General features: G+C 45.1%; 13 protein-coding genes. 2 read left to right on the forward strand and 11 right to left on the reverse strand.

Features of this window, described 5'->3' with window-relative positions:
- A partial coding sequence (locus LGT40_RS02715; protein WP_226343152.1) for a zinc-dependent alcohol dehydrogenase family protein occupies window positions 1–784 on the forward strand: 784 nt, incomplete at its 5' end.
- A gap of 152 nt (window positions 785–936) precedes the next feature.
- The gene (locus tag LGT40_RS02720; RefSeq protein WP_226072672.1) at window positions 937–2,877 is read left to right on the forward strand and encodes a PQQ-dependent sugar dehydrogenase; all 1,941 of its coding nucleotides are present in this window, start codon (window positions 937–939) and stop codon (window positions 2,875–2,877) included.
- A gap of 374 nt (window positions 2,878–3,251) precedes the next feature.
- Here the strand turns inward: LGT40_RS02720 and LGT40_RS02725 are convergent, their stop codons facing one another.
- The 11 genes from LGT40_RS02725 to LGT40_RS02775 form a co-directional block, all read right to left on the reverse strand.
- Entirely contained in the window at window positions 3,252–4,964 is a 1,713-nt protein-coding gene (locus LGT40_RS02725) for a bifunctional protein-serine/threonine kinase/phosphatase (RefSeq protein WP_226072674.1), read from the reverse strand.
- 15 nt (window positions 4,965–4,979) lie between these two features.
- Window positions 4,980–6,446, reverse strand: coding sequence for a NarK family nitrate/nitrite MFS transporter (locus LGT40_RS02730; protein WP_226072676.1), 1,467 nt, complete (start codon window positions 6,444–6,446; stop codon window positions 4,980–4,982).
- A 165-nt stretch (window positions 6,447–6,611) separates the two neighbouring features.
- The gene (locus LGT40_RS02735; protein WP_226072687.1) at window positions 6,612–8,111 is read right to left on the reverse strand and encodes a diguanylate cyclase domain-containing protein; all 1,500 of its coding nucleotides are present in this window, start codon (window positions 8,109–8,111) and stop codon (window positions 6,612–6,614) included.
- A 51-nt stretch (window positions 8,112–8,162) separates the two neighbouring features.
- Entirely contained in the window at window positions 8,163–9,440 is a 1,278-nt protein-coding gene (locus LGT40_RS02740; RefSeq protein WP_226072689.1) for an EAL domain-containing protein, read from the reverse strand.
- Between the two features lie 477 nt (window positions 9,441–9,917).
- A complete protein-coding gene (locus tag LGT40_RS02745; RefSeq protein WP_226072691.1) occupies window positions 9,918–10,535 on the reverse strand; it encodes an ANTAR domain-containing response regulator in 618 nt (205 codons plus the stop codon).
- Entirely contained in the window at window positions 10,519–11,385 is an 867-nt protein-coding gene (locus LGT40_RS02750; RefSeq protein ID WP_226072693.1) for a nitrate- and nitrite sensing domain-containing protein, read from the reverse strand. The genes LGT40_RS02745 and LGT40_RS02750 overlap by 17 nt, the downstream gene beginning before the upstream one ends.
- 378 nt (window positions 11,386–11,763) lie before the next feature.
- The gene (locus tag LGT40_RS02755) at window positions 11,764–13,026 is read right to left on the reverse strand and encodes a hypothetical protein (protein WP_226072695.1); all 1,263 of its coding nucleotides are present in this window, start codon (window positions 13,024–13,026) and stop codon (window positions 11,764–11,766) included.
- Between the two features lie 183 nt (window positions 13,027–13,209).
- Window positions 13,210–15,858, reverse strand: coding sequence for a nitrate reductase (locus tag LGT40_RS02760; protein WP_226072696.1), 2,649 nt, complete (start codon window positions 15,856–15,858; stop codon window positions 13,210–13,212).
- A 10-nt stretch (window positions 15,859–15,868) separates the two neighbouring features.
- Complete coding sequence (gene nirD / locus LGT40_RS02765; RefSeq protein WP_226072699.1) at window positions 15,869–16,177, reverse strand: nitrite reductase small subunit NirD; 309 nt, start codon at window positions 16,175–16,177, stop codon at window positions 15,869–15,871.
- Window positions 16,178–16,181: 4 nt separating this feature from the next.
- The gene (gene nirB, locus LGT40_RS02770) at window positions 16,182–18,611 is read right to left on the reverse strand and encodes a nitrite reductase large subunit NirB (protein ID WP_226072701.1); all 2,430 of its coding nucleotides are present in this window, start codon (window positions 18,609–18,611) and stop codon (window positions 16,182–16,184) included.
- Window positions 18,612–18,812: 201 nt separating this feature from the next.
- Window positions 18,813–20,192 carry a sensor domain-containing diguanylate cyclase gene (locus LGT40_RS02775; RefSeq protein ID WP_226072703.1) on the reverse strand — a complete coding sequence of 460 codons (1,380 nt, stop codon included), beginning with the start codon at window positions 20,190–20,192 and terminating at the stop codon, window positions 18,813–18,815.
- Window positions 20,193–20,376 lie beyond the last annotated feature (184 nt).

Below are 20,376 nucleotides of genomic sequence, written 5' to 3' on the forward strand. Positions count from 1 at the left end.
TATTGAACAGCTTGGTGCCAATGTCAGCCACTTCAATATTGGTGACAAGGTCAACGTCATTCCGGCTTTTTCGATGAATGAGTATGGTACCTACGCTGAAAAAGCAGTTATTCCCGTCCAAGCCATTGTCAGACAACCAGATAGCCTGTCCGACCAAGAAGCCGCAGCAATCTGGATGCAATACCTCACGGCTTGGGGCGCATTGATTGATATTGGTCAATTATCCGCAGGTCAGACACTGCTGGTTCCTGCAGCGTCGAGTAGTGTCGGCCTCGCTGCCATTCAGATAGCTAATCAGGTAGGAGCCACCCCGATAGCTATCACCCGCACAGCGGCCAAAAAAGCCGTATTGCTGGAACAGGGTGCAAAACATGTTATCGTCAGAGAATCGCAACAAATCGCCGAACAAGTTCAACTGATCACCGGTGGGAAAGGCGCAGATATGGTATTTGATCCCGTTGCTGGACCAAGCTTAGGTGAATTAGCTGACGTCTGTGGCCAATTTGCAACGATATTTGTTTATGGCGCACTAAGCCCTGAACCGACTGCTTTCCCATTATTTGCCGCTTTAGAAAAAGGCCTTACCTTCCGTGGCTATACCTTGTTTGAATTCACCCGGGATGCCGAGCGTTTACAACAAGGTGTGGAATTTATTCAAAAAGGTTTGTCTGCTGGCCACCTCAAACCGGTTATTGCCAAAACCTTCTCATTGAATGAGATTGTTGCTGCTCACCAATATATGGAATCCAATCAGCAACTCGGCAAAATCATCGTCACCACATAGGGCTTATTGATCTTTCGTCTCCGCGGCTGTTGTGAGCTGAAATTACATGGCGTTCTTTGCGCCTTGTCGGACACAAAAAATAGCCACCAGCAGTGGTGGATATGAAGACTCAACAAGACCTACCAATTCTTTTTCATTAATGGAGGATATCCATGAAATTTAATCTGAAAACACTCAGTCTGTTAACCCTCTCCTCGCTTGGCATGTTCAGTAGTGTCAGCTACGCCGATGCTGCTGATGTCGAAAAAAACCTGCATAAACTGAATGTGCCAGAGGGTTTTAAAGTAGAAGTCTATGCAGAAGTTCCGGGGGCAAGACAAATGGCTCTGGGTCAATCAACCGGTACAGTATTTGTCGGTACTCGTGGTCCTAAAGCCTATGCGGTAGTCGATCGGAACAAAGATCGCAAAGCCGATGAAGTAGTCACCATTCTGGATGATCTGAAAGTCGGCAATGGTGTCGCAATGTATCAAGGCAATCTCTATATTGCCGAACAAAATCGCATTGCACGTTATTCTGCACCCGGTTTTGATCTGACATTGCCATTTAAGGAAATGCGTGAAGTCATCTATGAAGATCTGCCAGACAAAGCACATCATGGCTGGCGTTATATTGATTTTGGGCCTGATGGCAAGCTTTACGTCACAGTGGGTGCCCCTTGTAACATCTGTGATGTAAACGGTTTGGAAGCCACTATTATCCGGATGAATCCAGATGGCAGTGATGCCGAGATTTATGCCGAAGGTATCCGTAATTCAGTGGGGATGGATTTCCAACCGGAAACCGGCGTGTTGTACTTCACGGATAACAATACCGACATGATGGGTGACGATACACCACCCGGTGAACTGAATGCGGCACCGAAAAAAGGCATGCACTTCGGTTTCCCATATTATGCCGGCGGTAAAGAGCGTCATGAAGATTGGGCTGATAAAACTCCACCTAAAGACGTGACCTATCCGGTCGCCGAGTTTCAAGCGCATACCGCTGCATTAGGCATGAAATTTTATACCGGCAATATGTTTCCAGAAGATTTTAAAGGCGATGTGATTATTGCTCAACATGGTTCCTGGAACCGCACGGAACCGGTTGGCTATCAGTTAATGCGCGTCACCTTTGACGAAAACAATAACGTCAGTGGTCATGAAACCTTTATCGATGGCTGGTTAAAAGATGGAGAAGCCTGGGGTCGCCCGACGGATGTTTTGCAATTACCCGATGGCTCTGTACTGGTTTCAGATGATTTTAATGGGGTGATTTACCGTGTCAGTTACGGTGAAGAACAAACGGCTGCTCAATCCACTAAATCAAGCCACGCATCCACAACCGTAAAAGATCTGGTTATGCCTGAGTCGGCTATTGCCCATCCGGATGGCCGGGTGTTTGTTACTGAAATCGGTGAGTTTGGTAAAAAAGGTGATGGCAAAGTCACTGTAGTAAAACCTGATGGCAGCACTGCAACACTGGTTGATGGCCTCAATGATCCAAAAGGCATCGATATGTTCAACAACACACTCTATGTGGCTGATGTTGATCAATTGGTGAAAATCAGCCTGGATGGTCAAAGTGAAATCATGGTGAAACCAGCAGACTTTCCCGGTAAACCCGTGTTTCTCAATGATGTTGAAATTGATGGTCATGGTGTGATTTATGTATCCGACAGTGGTGATGACAACGGCAAAGATGCTGGAATTTATCAAGTCACCAGTGATGGTAAAGTCAGTGAAATCATCAATCAAAAATCAGGGATTAAACGTCCAAACGGTTTATTGATGGATGGTTATAACAAAATGTTGGTGGCCGATTTTGGCACCGGTGATTTGTTCCAACTGGATATTTCCGCCGCTAAAGCGACAAAAGTGAACAGTGGATTTGGTGGTGCCGATGGATTGGTTCGCGATACAGATGGATTTTTGTATGTCAGTGACTGGAATAACGGCAAGGTCTGGCAGTTAAACGAAGCCAAAGCCACACCACAATTGATTACGGATGAATATGAAGCTGCTGCGGATATCGCGTTATCGGCTGATGGCAAACATATTTTGATGCCTGATATGAAAGGTGGAAAGCTATATTTCCTGCCAATCAAATAAATCGTTCTCAATCACTCAAAAAAGCCGGGATTGCTCCCGGCTTTTTTTTGTCCGTTAGTTTTTGTGCAGCAATGAGACAGGAAAACTCCTTCAGCTTAAATTCAGCATCGCCTGCTACATTTTCCCGCACTGGTAAAGAGCTTGAGCTGCATATCAGCATGATCCATTTTGAGTGAGATAAAGAATATGTCCAAGAAACGTTGGTTCAGACGATCAGCCAGATTTGTCTTTCACTGTCTTTTAGCATTGATTTTACTGACACAATACACTTTGCACTCATCATTTCCAGTCAGCAAAATCAGACGAGCGTTTCAACGCCAGTTAAGCAAGCCAAGGCAATTAAATGAGCGTCCTCATATCAGGGTCTGATGCTACTAGCCTAATAGCTGATAAAGCAATAGCAGATTTAACAGCAAGCTCACAACGCAAAAGGTTTGCCAGAATCGCAAAGGGTGTCGCTCAATTATAGGTAAGTATTGTTCGTGTAAAAACGCGGGATTCGGTTTTTGCAGGTCATGTTGAAATTCGGACAATGCTTCGTAACGACGCTTTGGTTGAAGCTGTACAGATTTTTCAATGGCTTTATCCACCCAAATCGGGATATCTGATCGCTGTAAGCACAATGATTGATAACTCAACCGGCTTAATTGCTGACGATTCATCTGTTTTTCAAAACCTTTGCCATAGGGTAATTGCCCACTGAGCAATTGATAGATTATCGACCCTAATGAAAACTGATCAGCCTGCATCTCTGCATGTTCATCCAAAAGGTATTCTGGTGCAGTAAACTCTCTGGTTCCCAGCAATTTTTTTCGTTCTACCGGTGAGGCTACATCAGCAATCCCCGCTATACGGGTAGAACCAAAGTCAATAATTTTTATCGTACCTTCTTCGCTCAGCATAATATTGCCGGGTTTGAGATCCTGATGCAGCATATCCAAACGATGAAATGCACGCAGTCCGGAGACCAACTGGGGTAAAAGCTGCCTGACTTCGCTTAAGCTAAGCGGTCCTTCATCATCCAGTTTCTGTTGCAGTGTCTTGCCCGGCACATATTCCATAACATAATAAAGAAAACGCCGTGAACGTTGCTGCTTAATAATACGTACCACATGCGGATTATCGATTCGACGGCCAATCCACTCCTCCAATTGAAAGCGCTCCAGATAGGCCGGATCATCTTCAAAATTCACTGAAGGGGTTTTCAACACCACTTTCTGCTGGGTTTCAGTATCGATTGCCAGATACAACTGACTGGTGGAGCTGGCATGAAGCTCACGTAATACTCGATAACCATCCAGGATAATGCCTTCGTATAGCTCCGGAGGAAAAGGTAAGGCCGTCAATCTGGCATAAACTTCATCTGGACGGGGTTCGGATAGCTCATCAATTTTAAACAATTGACAACTAACATTATCGGCACTGCCATTTTGCAATGCTAAAGTGCATAGTTCGATGGCAGCTTGCTCAAGATCTTCGTGTTCGCTGAGCAGTTGTTTGATGATATTGTCGGTGACAAATTCATAAACACCGTCAGTCATCAACACAAAAACATCATCACGTTCCACGGACAGACTTTTGTAATCAATTTCCAGTGCGTAATCCACACCCAACGCTCGCCCCAGATACTCTTTACCTTCATCCAGTTTGATACGGTGATCCTGAGTCAATTGTTCCAGTGAGTGCTGACGAAACAGATAAATCCGGGCATCACCTACATGAAACAGGTGTGCGGTCACCGATTTAATAACCACTGCAGAAAATGTGGTGGCAAAGCCACGCGACATTTCTCGAAACTGCTGACTCTGCCCGCATAACCAGACATTAATCGCTGTCAGTACTTTGCCACCTGATTGTTTAACCGACCAAGTATCAGGTGTACTGAAATAATCTGCAATAAATCCGGTAATAGCGGCATGGCTGGCTTCGCGAGCCTGTTCACTACTGCTGATGCCATCGGCAATCGCACAAATGGCTCCCTTACTCTCCAGCAATAATGCGTTTTCCGGCGCATAAAAACCAATCGCATCCTGATTTTCTGCTTTCACTCCGGCCCGCGAGTATTGTCCACAACGGACTTTCAGCATGACTCTATCCTGTCATCAATGCACGTCGATCATTTGCACGGTTCCATCAGGCAACACTTCAGCCATCTGGCCACGAGGCTCATCCATAAATTGCACCACAATCAAGGTGACAACGGCAGTTGCAGCAATCACCCAGAAAAATAATTGTGCGGAGACTACCGATAATACCGTTAAGAATAATAAAGCACCGACATTACCATAGGCACCGGCCATACCAGCAATTTGTCCAGTCAAGCGGCGTTGCACTAAGGGTACCACTGCAAAGACAGCGCCCTCACCTGCCTGAACAAAAAATGAACAACACATGGTGGCCAATACTGCTAACAAAATAAACCATTCCGGCGTGATCAAGCCCATCACAAAATATCCAATAGCCAGACCCGCGAGACATATTGTCAGTGTCAGCTTACGTCCCAGACGATCACTGAAATAGCCTCCGGTAGGACGGGAAACCAGATTCATAAAGGCAAAACCTGAAGCCAGTAAACCTGCTTGAACGGCAGTGATGTCAAATGTTTCACTGAAAAATAATGGTAACATCGACACTACTGCCAGTTCAGAACCAAAGGTTGCCAGATAAGCCAAGTTTAGCACAGCAACTTGTTTGAACTTATAACGGTGAATCTCTGGCACTGGAGTATGGAAAATAGATTTATTGACCTGATATATATGATAAAGCTGGTATAAAAATAACAACACTAAACCAGCATAAATCATCAACGTAACTGAATTGGACAGCAATGAAACGCCATTGGGTGACAGCTTCCACGCCAATAGTCCTAACGCACCATACATCGGAATAGTCATCAGGATTAACAGAAAAAAGTCACCTTTACTGGTCACTTCCATTGCGCCTGATTTTTTCGGTTTGAAATAGGTGGAACCTTTTGGTGTATCGGATACGCTGTTGTAATAGATAAATGCATAGACTAACGCAATCAAGCCCGTCAACGCTACGGCATAACGCCAGCCTTCTTCACCACCAAACATCAAAGCAATTGTCGGCAGACTCATTGCCGCGGCTGCTGAACCGAAATTGCCCCATCCACCGTAAATTCCCTCGGCCAGCCCCACTTGTTTGGCCGGAAACCATTCAGAAATCATCCGGATACCGATAACAAAACCGGCACCGACAAAACCTAATAGAAATCGTGCCAGAGCCATTTGTTCAAAGCTGTCGGCCATGGCAAAAAAGAAACATAACATGCTGGAAATACCCAGCAGTAATGAATACATAATTTTGGGGCCGTATTTATCCACCAGCATACCCACCACAATTCGGGCAGGAATGGTTAATGCCACATTTAAGATTAATAGCGTTTTAATCTGCTGATCGGTGAGGCCAAGTGTTTCTTTGATCGACACCAGAAGTGGTGCATGATTAAACCAAATCACAAAACTGATAAAAAAGGCCATCCAGCTGAGATGTAAAATGCGGCTGTTACCGCTGAAGGATAAAAATTTTAAATTAGACGCAGACATAATGTTCTCGCTTCAGAACGTTTGACCGATATTGGTGAGCCTCTAAAGCGGGATTCATGCCAAGTTGCAGGTTATTGATTTTATTACTAACTCTACATTTAAATAGGTATCCTATGCACCTATTTAAACCAAAATGCAGCATATCGCACCAGTGCTGTGCAGTTGTCAGGCTACAAATGACACAGCATTTTTACCTGATTGTTTAACCCGATACATCGCTTCATCGGCAGCCTTAAGCAAGGCATCAATGTCCTGGCCATCTTCCGGGTAGCATGCAATACCAATGCTTGCTCCCACCTGACACGGGCAATTTTCAATCAGCATATTTTCTGATAAAGCATCAATAATTTTATCGCCGACCATCTGTAAATGCTGAATTTGTAATACATCACTCACTAGTACGACAAACTCATCCCCGCCGATACGAAATATCGTATCGGTAGTGCGTAAACGCTGACAGATTCGTTGTGCGACTTCAATTAGCAGGGCATCCCCAACATGGTGACCACAATGATCATTCACTAGTTTGAAATCATCCAGGTCAATAAACATCATCGCGACCGATGTGCCTTTACGCTGCGCCTGTAAAATAGCCTGCTCTGCCATCAAGTTGAACTGCGCCCTGTTCGCCAGCCCGGTTAAGCTGTCTTTATGAGCCATTTCGGTCAATGCCAGTTCCAGTTGTTTACGTTCGGTGATATCCCGAATATCAGCACTTAGTTCGATGGTACGACCATCTTCACTGCGGTTGAGCTGTAACAGCATTTCGGCATCAATTAACGCATTATCGGCTCGAACCAACTGCACTTCACAACGGTTATACGGTAGAGGCCGAAACTTTTTAGCTAATAAAAGTAAGTGAGAAATACGGGTCGCTGATTCCTGATTAAACAAACGATGGTAGGGTTGCCCCAAGTAATACATTTCATCGTGCTGCAGTAACAATTTTACTGAGGCACTGATAAATGTAATACGGCTGGTAGCGGAATTAATCCCGATAACGATATCTGAACTTTTTTCCATCAACTTACTGAAATATTGCTCGCGGCGAATCAGCCGATTTATTGCCATGGCAAAGGACAACAAAATCAAAATTACAATAATAGTCTGTAGCCCTCTCAGCAAATAAGTCTGCCGTTTTGCCGAGGCTTCAAGTTGATTGGTCAGCTGATTCATCAGGGCAAGTAATTGCAGATTATCCTGCACCATGGCATTTACCAATTGCTCCAATGCTGATTCACTAAGCTGCATTTGTTGAATCGAGCGATACAATGGCTCCCATAATGCAACAGCTTGCGTCAGTGTTTTGTGAATCACCGTTTCTGTCAGCTGATTTATCTGGATAAGTTGATTATTGGTATTCAGTTTTTCGCCGCCGTTTATCATGGCGTTTAAGGTTTGATCAAACAGTGCCATGGCTTCCATCAATTCTCGATGGGCCGCCTCAGTGTTTGCTCCCTGAGTCTGTTGATAATGCATTAACAACAGTGACTTAGTCATTTTTTGCGACAGCATACGTTGCCGACCCGCAATATTGATATTAATGGATGAGGCTTCCAACTGCGCAGAGATGCCATAGTTCATTGCCAATAAAGTGATATCAAATATGACAACCAAACAAAGTGGCAACAAAAAATGTCGGTATTTTTTGACTACCTCAAACATGTCCCCCCCGTTTTACTCTAGCCCAGATAAGGCATCACTGGTTTGTCAGCATCAATCATCCTGCCAATCCAGATCACAACAAAACACATAAAGCTTGTTGTGAACCACCACCGTCTGGGAGACCGTTATACACATTCTTGAATCTGCTACTGACAAATAAGGTCGACTGACCTGCATTTCACCAGGGTGTTCAATAGCACGGAAATGGTAGTGTTTATGGGACCAGTTGGCATTATCGCCAGATAATAATGGTGTAAAGCGTGCGTCCATCTTTTGCTGGTAGTGTGGTGAGTAGACATTGCGCGCCATCTGAAACCCTACTTCGTCCAGCAAATAACACCGCACGGCTCGTTTTTCTTTAAACAGTATCTGAGTACTGCTATCAAAGCCGTTAGTGATAGAAAATTCACTGACTGCCTGACGAAACAGGGTTTCAATTTTTTTAAAATCCTGATTCATTTGATGGCTGTTTTTAAAACGTTGACGCTGTTGTATCTTCAATAAATGATCAATATCTTCAGCAAATTTAAGGTTTTGAGAAATACGCTGTTGGGGCCTGGCAAAATAAAATCCCTGAATCATATCGGCGTTGGCTGCAATCGACACCAGCGCTTCGCGCTCGGTTTCAACCCCTTCAATGACGACCAGACTGCCCGCTTCATGAATTAATGAAACCACACCGGTCAAAATACGTTCGACCCTGCTGGATGCACCAGCCCCGCGGATCATGCTGCGATCGATTTTGACAATATCCGGTTCCAGCTCCCAGATGCGATCAAAATTGGAATGTCCGGCACCAAAATCATCTATCGCGATTAAACAGCCCAGTTCACGAAAGTGACGAATCAGATTGCGTAAATAATGTCGGTCATCAATTTCACTTTCGAGAATTTCAATCACTACCCGTTGCGGTGAAATGCCGGTCTGCTTAAACAGTTCATTCATAAAACCGGCATCTGGCCGTTCAGAAACCAGACATTGCGAATTTAAATTTAAGAATAACCAGGCTTCACCATTAGGTTGCCGGGCAAAATTATGCATATGTAAGCGACGACAAAGCCGATCCAGAGACAGATTTTCTATTCCGGTTTGAGGTATCGCCAACAGCTCGATTGGCGAGTGCGGATTTTGTTGGGTATCAACGGCGCGTATCAGTCCTTCATAGCCGACTGGACGACGATGCGAAATGCTGAAAATAGGCTGAAAATGGCTGCTCAACGTAAAATGATGATAATCGGCCGTCACATAAAGACTGGTTTGTTCAGCATCCTGCAACTGCTGCATAGGCATACCTTTGAATTCTGAATGGAATACAACTTCGTTCAACATAGTTTACTTCTAAATACTATCGGTCATGTCACCGAGAAGTTTTGTTAAATATCACGGCTATTGCATTGAGCCGCTCGGTTTAACTTTACATCCATGCCTATAGGACTTTTTTTACAAAAACTGCGGCTGATTCATCAGATCGCGGTTCCCCTTACTCGAGCAATCACTCACAACTTTTCGGCAAATATAACAACAGTGAGATAACACTTTGTTATCTGCGAAAACTTTTTTACAGGAAATGGCCAACAATGTAATGTCAGCATATTTGATAATTCCGAGTGAAAATTCTCTTTTACCTATGCGGCGTGAAACCGTTGTTGAGATAAAAGAAAAATCAGAGCAGCAAATTTCAATAAAATTCTTTTATCCGTTATTTATCAAATCACATTAAAAAAGCACTATTTGCTTTCACGAACTCACGCTGATATCAAAACGTCTGACACCCCATTTAGGCAGCGCCAGACATCATTTAATCCATCAGCTATGAGGTTGCGTCTCCAGAAGATTTGCCGTAGCCAGTACTTGTTTTGCCAGCATGGCCAATCGCATATTCTGGTTCATCGCTGTGGTCCGTAGCAGACGATAAGCCTCATCTTCACTACATTGGCGTTGTTGCATCAACACTCCTTTAGCCCGATCAATAATCTTACGTTCGGCCAGCTTGGTTTCCAGCGATTGAACTTGCTCACGCATTGTCTGTTGTTGCAGAAAACGGTTTCGTGCCGTACTGAGTAATGGCAACACGCGATGTGGTTGTAAACCATCAACAACATAGGCACTGACGCCAAGCTGAATCGCCTGCTTTTCGACTTGTGCATCATAGGTATCGGTAAAAATCACCACCGGCATCGGCTGTTGTCTGAGTAACATATCGATAAGCGCCATCATGTCACTATCACAGTTACGCACTACCAGAATGAACATACCGGTAAATTCGAGCTGTTTCATCGCCAGTTTAGGAAGAGAAGCCGATTGATTGATCACCTCAAACATGGTGCCACTCAATTGTTCGACTAATTGCTGTGCTATATCAGGACGATCGCACACCAATGTGGAATTAAAATTTTGTGTCATGATGTCAGTTGAGTTTCGCATGATTATCCGCAGCATAGTTAATGATAAGAGAAAACACATTGAGTACCGTATCAATGGCACGGGTGGCCGTTTTAAAATAATCATCAGCTGATAAGGTAAGGCCTCCTTCAATCAGCACTTGTTGATCAATAGTCTGCAACAATAAATCTGTTTCACGTTCGATTTGGGTCGTTTGTTCAGCCAGAATGACCTGTAGATCTTTATTGCGTATTCCAGCAATTTCTCTCAGCAATTCAGCAATCCTGCCACTTGCTGTCAGGCGTTGAAAAGTCAGCATCATCGTTTCAGCGCCTCCCGCCTGACTTCGAGCACACAAACTGGTCCCTACGGCACGCATTTGGCCCAGAATTTCGGCAGCTCGTAAGGTGTCCAGACAGATTCCAGATAGGCGGGTGATGTTATCGAGCATGAAATGGTGAAGATTGTGTAAACGGCTCAGATCATCAAATAAGGCCAATTGGCCTTCAATCATCGCATTATGCTGACGAATAACCTGATGAGAGCTGAGTTTCCGATCGACCACTTGCTGTTTCAGCCGCGGCCAGTGATCAACAAAGGAAAGCCATTGCGGCAGTGTTTGTATTTCGTTATGACGACTGTCGAGAATGAACTGATCAATTTGATGTTGCAGAAAGGTCAGTTTACCTGTCAAAGAAGCATTACCTGCACACACAGCACTGCTGATGCCACGATGCTGTTGGCATAATTCAATCAGTTGTTTCAGTTGATGCAGTTGAGAAATAGCTAACTCAATGCGCCGGTTATCACGGAAATTCAAGGTAAATTGTTTGGTAGCAGCAAAGCATGCTGCTACCGTTAATGCACCTGCAATGGTGGGATTGACTATCATAGCCTGACTCTCAATTAGCCTATGTTTCCATTATTCCCAGCTGAAAAGATAACCAGCCATTAAGCCTAAGGGAGAAATCAGCACCAACAAAAGCAGCTTGAATAACTCTTTCATCAAATAGAAAAAATCAACTAAGTATCCCATTGTGGTGGCCTCCTTCTTTGTATGGCAACGAAGTAGATACTGCATAAGCCGTGCCATAGATAAACTCAAATATTTTCAATAAGTTATAAAAACATCTTATCTATGAATGCATTAAAATGGGCTGCTATAGGGATTACATCGCTTATTTTTGGTGCGATTGACCAGCTGAAATGCAAAAAAAAGCCAGTCCTGAAGAGGGCTGGCTTGGTACAACTTTAGGGCACCGAGGAGATATCAGAATGTTATTTGTCCATAGACCCATAATTTTTCAGTGTCCACCAATGATGGAAACTCATCATCCGCTTGGTAATCAGCATATTTCACACCAACCGTATAATGCTGGTTAAAGGTTTTTTCCAGCATAATGTCCAGTTCATCCCCTGCATCCAGATTGTCCTGGTCGGTTACAAAATCATGATAGGAAACAATCAGCTTGGCACCGAAAAACACATTGCCAACCACAGTCAGATAGGTATCTTTCAGCCCCTGCGCCGGAGTGGTCAGGAATTGATCGGCCCAGCCCTGAAACGCATGATTAGTGCCCAATGGGGTTTTAAAACTGTCAGTGCCATCCCCTTCCTGCACTTCATAAGACAGTTTGGCCATCCAGCCTTTATGCTTGGCCCCCAGTTCGGCCAGATAATAATTCTGGCCATCCATGGTGCCACCGTTGTATTCGCTTTGACGGGCATATTCCGCTGAGTAGAGCAGATTCCAGGCATCATTGAGTGCGGGTGCACCACTGAGTCGCAGCCCCCATGTTTTCGATGAAATTGCCTCAGCATCTTCATATTCCAGCAAATACCCATAGCCTTCCAGCTTGCCGAATGATAAGCCGCTGTACTGGGCGTTAAACAGATGGGCTTCAATATCAATCACACCATTTTTGATCACGCCAGTCCCAACCAGATCTGAATCCCGATCATCACCAAAAATGGTATTGATTTTATTTACAAAGGCATAACTCAACTGCGTGTCAGACAGCGACGTATTTTGAATGGAAAAAGCATCAAAGGTTTGATGGTTCTGTCGCCATAATACGTTACCAATGTATCGATGAAATGGTGCATCCCGGTAGGTAATCTGCTGCCGACCGAATTTGGTTACCGTGTCAAATCCCTGATAGCTCAGATAAGCCTGATTGACTTCAGTCCCATCGGGATCAGCTATAACGGAATATTCAGTCTCGCCATTAGTGGTACTGTTGTAATGTTCCCCCCCCAGATCGGTGACATTCTCAAACTCAATAAAGCCACCAAAACCGTTTAAACGACCGGTTTCATAACCTAACGTCGAACGCACAGTAAACGCATCGGCATCTTTAAGCTCATTGTCCTGTTCAACCGACTCATAACGGGCACGGGCAGAAAAACTGACTTTACCGTCAGTCAAAGCATCCACAAAACTGTCTTTTTCTGCCGCGGAAACGCTGATAGGTAGTGTGCCAATGATGCCCATCATCAATGTCGCAGCGCTACAGGTATAAAATTTTGACATGATCTTTCCTTATTTACGGGGCGCAGAACCGGGTCCGGCGACCGAAATATCAACAATAGAGATTGATTTGCCACGTCGTTATGGCTGCATACGCGTTGAGCGGTTCGGAGGGAAATACATCTTCGTAAATGCAAAACACTCGTCAATTTGATTTGGCAGAACTCTTTTCTGCCATAACAATTGTCAGGAATTGGCCAACAATTGTTTTAATTCTGGAATACAGGAACCACAGTTGGTTCCGGCCTTTAAACAGCGACCAATATCATCAACCGTTTTGGCTTCGCCTTTACGAATGGTCTCTTTAATCGTGGTCTCGCCCACCGCAAAACAGGCACAAACCAGTTTACCTTTGTCCTGTTGTCCAGGCCCTGGACGTCCTGCCAACAGGCTTTGACGGGCAGCGGCATCCAGTGTTTCTTCGGTAAATAATTGCGATAGCCAGCCACGCTCTGGCAGATGATGATCGGCAGCCAGAAACATCACAGTCTGTAGCTGGTTATCAACAATATTGGCTGCACGATAGCGACCAGCTCGTTGGTCAGTGAATTCGAGCCACTCACCTTGCTGCTCGGTAAGATTCTGAATCCACATCAATGGCTGTTCTACCCAGTGTTCTCCAGCCAGTTCATAGCGCCAGAATTGCTGACCTCTGATCTTGACCCAATAGGCCGTTTCAGTGAGACTCAGAGCCTGCCTAGATAAAATAAAGCCGTGCCAGCGGGGTAAGAATGGTCGTACATTTACCGGGGTATGTTTGGATTCAGGTTGTCCGGAAATCGGATCGGCAATCGCTGCTACCAACGTATCTACCCTCCCCTGCGAGGCAAACTGACTATTCCAATGGATCGGCACAAAGATACTGCCTGGCCGTTGATTCCGGGTTAGATTGACTCTTCCGGTCAGACGCCCCCATTTACTCTCCACCCGCGCCAAGGCTTTATTCTCGATCTGCCAATGCCCTGCATCTACCGGGTGCATATCAATCATCGGTTCACTGATATGTGCATTTAATCTGGGAGCCCGTCCGGTACGTGTCATGGTGTGCCATTGATCACGAATACGACCGGTATTCAACACTAACGGATAGACCTCATCCACATCGTTTTGTGGATAGTGTGGCTGCACTGCAATCATCCTGGCTTTGCCGGAAGCCGTGTAAAAACGGTTATCAGTGAACATCCTCGCCGTGCCCTGAGGTGCGTTTTCGGTTACCGGCCATTGAATCGGCTGCAGAGCTTCGAACTCCTGCTCAGTGATATCCGCCAGCGCACTGATATCAAAATCCCGCTCGCCCTCATTTTCAAATGCTGACAATCTGGCATGTTCCCGAAATACCTCTACAGGCTTTTCAAACTGAAACTGTTTAACAAATCCCATTCGTTTGCCGACTTCTTTCAGCATCCACCAGTCAGCCTTTGTTTCACCCGGCGCCGGTAAAAATGCCCGTTGATGAGTGATACGACGTTCTGAATTGGTCACCGTCCCGTCTTTTTCACCCCAGCCAAGTGCAGGTAACAAGACATCTGCAAATTCGGTACAGTCGGTTTGTTTTTCTATTTCGGAGAGAATGACCAGCTCGCATTTTGCTAATGCGCTTTTGACCTGATCGGCATCGGGTACGCTGACCACCGGATTGGTTGCGATAATCCAGATCGCTTTGATTTCGCCCCGCTCAATTGCCTTAAACATGTCAATGGTTTTGTGTCCGGCCTTGCTGGTCAGTCGATCTGTTTCCCAGAACCGTGACAAGCGGGCGTGGTGTTCTGGCTTATCAATTTCCATATGTGCCGCCAGCTGATTACTCAGGCCACCGACTTCGCGCCCCCCCATCGCATTGGGTTGACCGGTGATGGAAAATGGCCCCATTCCGGTTTTGCCAATCCGACCAGTGGCCAGATGACAGTTGATAATGGCATTACATTTATCGGTACCACTGGTGGATTGATTAACCCCCTGGGAAAATAAGGTGATGGTTTTTTCAGTCGAGGCAAACAGCTGATAGAACTTCGCTACATCCGCTTCTGAAAGTTCTGTTTGACGAGCTACCTGAGGAATATTGGCTGCCGTTTTAGCTGCCGAGTCCAGAGATGAAGCAAAGCCTTCGACATATTGTTCAAGATAATGCCAGTCAATGCAGTCATGCTGTTTGAGATAGCTGAGTAAACCGTTAAACAGAAACGCATCAGCACCGGGACGCAAAGGCAAGTGCAGATCAGCGATATCACAGGTCGCGGTTTTGCGAGGATCAATCACCACGACTTTCATATTTGGACGATTTTGTTTGGCCTGAGTGATCCGTTGAAATAATACCGGATGACACCAGGCCGTATTTGACCCCACAATCACCAGTAAATCAGTTTGTTCAAGATCCTCATAACTGCATGGTACGGAGTCGCTACCAAATGCCCGCTTATGAGCCGCCACGGCAGATGACATGCACAAACGTGAATTGGTCTCAATGTTGCCGCTGCCGATAAAACCTTTCATCAGCTTATTGGCCATGTAGTAATCTTCCGTGAGGATTTGACCCGACACATAAAACGCAATGGCATCAGGACCATGCTCATCAATGATCTGTTTAAACTGATCACTGACATGATTCAGTGCGCTGTCCCAGTCAACACGCTTACCATTGACCTGAGGGTATAACAAACGGTTATCCAGCCCTACCGTTTCACCTAAAGCCGAACCTTTAGAGCATAAACGTCCAAAATTCGCGGGATGCGTCGGATCACCTTTAACAGTTACCGTGCCATCCGCTTGAGGTGCCGCTAAAACGCCACAGCCGACGCCGCAATAGGGACAAGTTGTTTGTGTAGCGTGTTGTGCCAACAGTCAGTCCTCAGAGTGAGATATAAATCAGGCCGTCTTCAACTTTGGTGGCAAATGAACGGGTACATCCTTCGTCCGGGCCAGTCGCCTCGCCACTGCTTAAATCAATCACCCAATTATGTAATGGGCAGGCGACCCGTTTGTCATAGACGATCCCTTGCGATAAGGGACCTTTCTTGTGCGGGCATTGATCAAACAGGGCAAATACTTCATCCCCACTGGTACGAAAAATGGCGACATCCCCATCCGGTGTAGACATCACTCGTGAGCCTTTTTGTGGCACGCTTTCTACCGGTCCTACTTCTGTCCAATTTTGCATCTGATCAACCTACCTGCTTGATGGGAATATAGTTTTCACGCTGTTTGGCAGCATGTTCTGCCCACGGATCATCCTGAGATTTTTCCTGTGATTCATAAAAACGCTGAGCCAGTTTTTTGCGGTTGTCATGGTCTTCAACTACCTTGGCCTGCACGCTTTTCAGTCCTACCCGTTCAATCCATGGCGCCGTACGTTCCAGATAATGTGCGTCCTCACGATAAAGCTGCATAAATGCTGCACAATATTCCATTGCTTCCTCTTCAGTAGCGACTTTGCAAAGGAAATCGGTCGCCCGCACCTTGATACCGCCATTCCCTCCAACATGTAGTTCATAACCGGAATCAACACAAACAATACCGAAATCCTTGATGGTGGCTTCTGCACAGTTACGTGGACAACCCGATACGGCAATCTTGAATTTATGCGGTGTCCAACTCCCCCAAGTCATTTTTTCCACTTTAATGCCCAGGCCAGTGGAGTCTTGCGTACCAAACCGGCACCATTCTGAACCGACACAGGTTTTGACGGTACGTAATGATTTACCGTAAGCATGGCCTGAAACAAAGCCCGCTTCACTGAGATCAGCCCACATTTTCGGCAGATCGTCTTTTTTTACACCAAGCAAATCGATACGCTGACCGCCAGTGATTTTTACGGTGGGTACTTTATATTTGTCAGAGATGTCAGCGATTGCCCGCAATTCATTGGCATTGGTCACCCCACCCCAGATCCGTGGTACGACTGAATAGGTACCGTCTTTCTGGATATTGGCATGAACCCGTTCGTTGATGAAACGCGATTGAGGATCATCCTGATAGTCAGGCCAGGTACTGAGCAGATAGTAATTCAACGCGGGACGACAGGAATGGCAACCGTCTGGATTTTTCCAATCCAGTGCCAGCATCAGATCAGAGATAGTTTTCAAACCCTGTTCTTTAATCGCGTTTTTCACTTCGCCATGACTCATGCTGGTGCAACCACACATGGCTTTTTTGCTTGGCGTATCGTTAAAGTCACTGCCCAGCGTCGATGCAAGTAACTGCTCTACCAGACCGGTACAGGAGCCACAGGATGCCGAAGCTTTGGTATGTGCTTTAACTTCATCCAGAGTAAACAGGCTGTGTTTACTGATGGCTTTCACAATATCGCCTTTGCAGACGCCATTACAGCCACAAATCTCGGCATCATCGGGCAGACCATCGACAGAATTGGTCGCACCATGACCTGAGTCACCAATGTGATGCTGACCAAACAGCATATTCTCACGGATGCTCGACACGTCGGTACCATCACGCATTAACTGGAAATACCATGCCCCATCCACAGTATCACCGTATAAAACTGCACCAATCAGTTTGTCATCCTGAATAACCAGCTTTTTATAAACATGGCGAGCGGCATCTTTAAACACCAGATCTTCAGTGCTTTCATCCCCAATAAAGTTGCCGGCAGAGAATAAATCAATACCGGTCACTTTTAATTTGGTAGACGTGATCGAACTGACATAGCGGGCAATACCCATCTGAGCCAAGTGATTGGCACAGACTTTTGCCTGTTCAAATAGCGGGGCAACCAGACCGAAGGTTGAACCTCTATGTTGTACACATTCACCCACAGCATAGACTTTAGGATCAAAGGTCTGCATGGTGTCATCCACCACAATCCCCCGTTCACAATGAATACCGGCGGATTGCGCCAGTTCGATATTGGGTCGAATGCCGACCGCCATCACTACCAGGTCAGTATCGATTTCCGTACCGTTTTTAAAGACGACCTTTTCAACCCGCTTTTTGCCTTCAATCGCAGCTGTCTCATGCGACATCAGAAAGTTAAGCCCTTTGGCCTGTAATTCATTCAACATCAGATCCGATGCTGGTTTATCCAATTGCTGATTCATTAACACATCAGCGATATGGACCACAGTGACCTCCATACCTTGAATCATCAAACCATTGGCCGCTTCGAGACCTAATAATCCCCCACCAATTACCACAGCTTTTTTATAGGACTTCGCCGTTTCCAGCATGCTGTTCACGTCAGCAATATCGCGAAAGCTGATAACACCAGGTAAATCACGTCCCGGCAATGGCAGCATAAATGGCCGGGAGCCAGTGGCAAGGAGCAGGCGATCATAATCAAATACTTCACCTTCAGCCGTTTCCAGCTGACGTTTTACCCGATTTATGTGGGTTATTTTTTTACCGGCATGCAGAGTGATGCCATTATCGATATACCACTGACGGTCGTTGATCATGATTTGATCAATGGTTTTATCGCCAGCCAGAACCGGTGACAGCATGATACGGTTATAGTTACCGTAAGGTTCATCACCAAACACGGTAATGTCGTATTTTTCGGGCGCTAACTTAAGTAATTCTTCCAGTGTTCGCACACCAGCCATACCATTACCTATCAGCACTAACTTTTCTTTCATGGATCGCTCCTGCATTTCGATTGAATATGCTTGAGCAATCACTGTGCCAACAGGTAACCTACTAATTTAATTGAATATTGATTTTAAACAGGTAAGTGAGATGCGACTTTGTGGTGCAATTTGGTGCACCATGCACAAACATGGTGAATCAAATAAGCACTGCTTCTGCGTCACTTAAACAGTCAGGATTGAAACAACAACTTAATAAACGGTAATACGATTGCGACCCTTATTTTTGGATTCGTACATAGCGTGATCACAGCGTTCAATCAGATTATCCATACTTTCACCTAATTCGTATTCGGCTAAGCCCGCACTGATGGTGACTTTAATGGTGTCGTCTTTCAGCCGAATTTCGTGCTCGCTAATTGCTTCGCGAATAGATTCAGCGATTTTAGCTGCATGGTCTTGATCACAGTTTTCCAATAATAAAAGAAATTCTTCGCCACCCCAGCGACATAGGGTATCCACTTCTCTGACTTTTTGTTTTATCAAGCGACTGACCGATTTCAGTACCTGATCTCCAAAATGATGACCATGTTTATCATTAACGGACTTAAAGTGATCAATATCCAGCACAATCATCGACAACGGCCAATCCTTACGCAATGCCGTTTTTTGTGCTTTGCTAAATATCCAATCAAAAACCTGTCTGCTAGTGGCACCGGTTAATTTATCTTTGGTAGCCATTGCTTCAAGTCGGCGCTGATAGCCTCGTATCGTAAAATGCGCCAGCATTAACACACAGACACTGATGGCCAGAGAAACGGCGATATTAATCCATAATGCCGTTTCAATCCGGTCGGCTGCCGGATCATTTATCTGTTCAACAATCAAAAACCAATCAAACTCCGGTACCAAACGACTGTTGAGATAAATAGTGTGACCATTTTTAGCGGCATAGCTGACTGATGCACTGGGGTTACTTAATATTTTGACAAAAAGTTGATCCAGACCTTCTTTGTTTTGCAGATAAATATCGTTCTGAAACTGGCTGCTGCGTAGCGTGATTTCACCCTGCCGATCCACAAAATAAATTTCCCGACCATAACGACGTTGATAGTTCTCAATCAAATGTGCCACCGACTCCATGGATAAGCCGACCCCCGTCACCCCTATTAATTCGCCTTGTTGATTGAGAACACGGTAATTGACAAAAATGCTCATACGGCTGGGTTCTGCTGTATCCCAATCGATATTAATATCGTAATCAGTATTAAGCTGGCGTGTATTGAAATACCATTTATCAGCAGGATCATTTTCATCAACCTGCTTGATAATGCCTTTGGAATGATAATAATTACGTTTTTTTTCCGAGACAAAAAAGGCCGTTATGGTGTTGTATTTACGTTGAATTTGCGCCAGATATTCAGCTAATCGTTCGGGATCCTCTTCACCTGATTGTGCCCAGTCAATCACGAAAGTGTCATTGGCCATTAATGAAGAGATCAAAAGTGGCTGTAATAAATCCCGTTGAATTTCAGAATAGATATTATCGCTGGTCAATGGCAGCATTTGTTTTTGCAGCTGATCACTGGTGGAATCACGGGCAACAAAATAGCCAATGAGACTGGTTGCCATAAATCCCAGCAAAACCAAAAAACTGATCGTTAGCGTAAAAATTCGTCTGCGATTTTGCATCCAGAAGAAGCTCGTATATAAACAAAACCATTAATCATAGAGAATCTATAGAAAGGATCCTAATTTTTTTCAAGCACAGCTTTCTTTTGCCTTTGGGTAAACATTTTATAAATGGCAAAAAAAA

Origin of the sequence: Methylophaga pinxianii, assembly GCF_020447225.1 — a bacterium.
Classification (GTDB): Bacteria; Pseudomonadota; Gammaproteobacteria; order Nitrosococcales; family Methylophagaceae; genus Methylophaga; species Methylophaga pinxianii.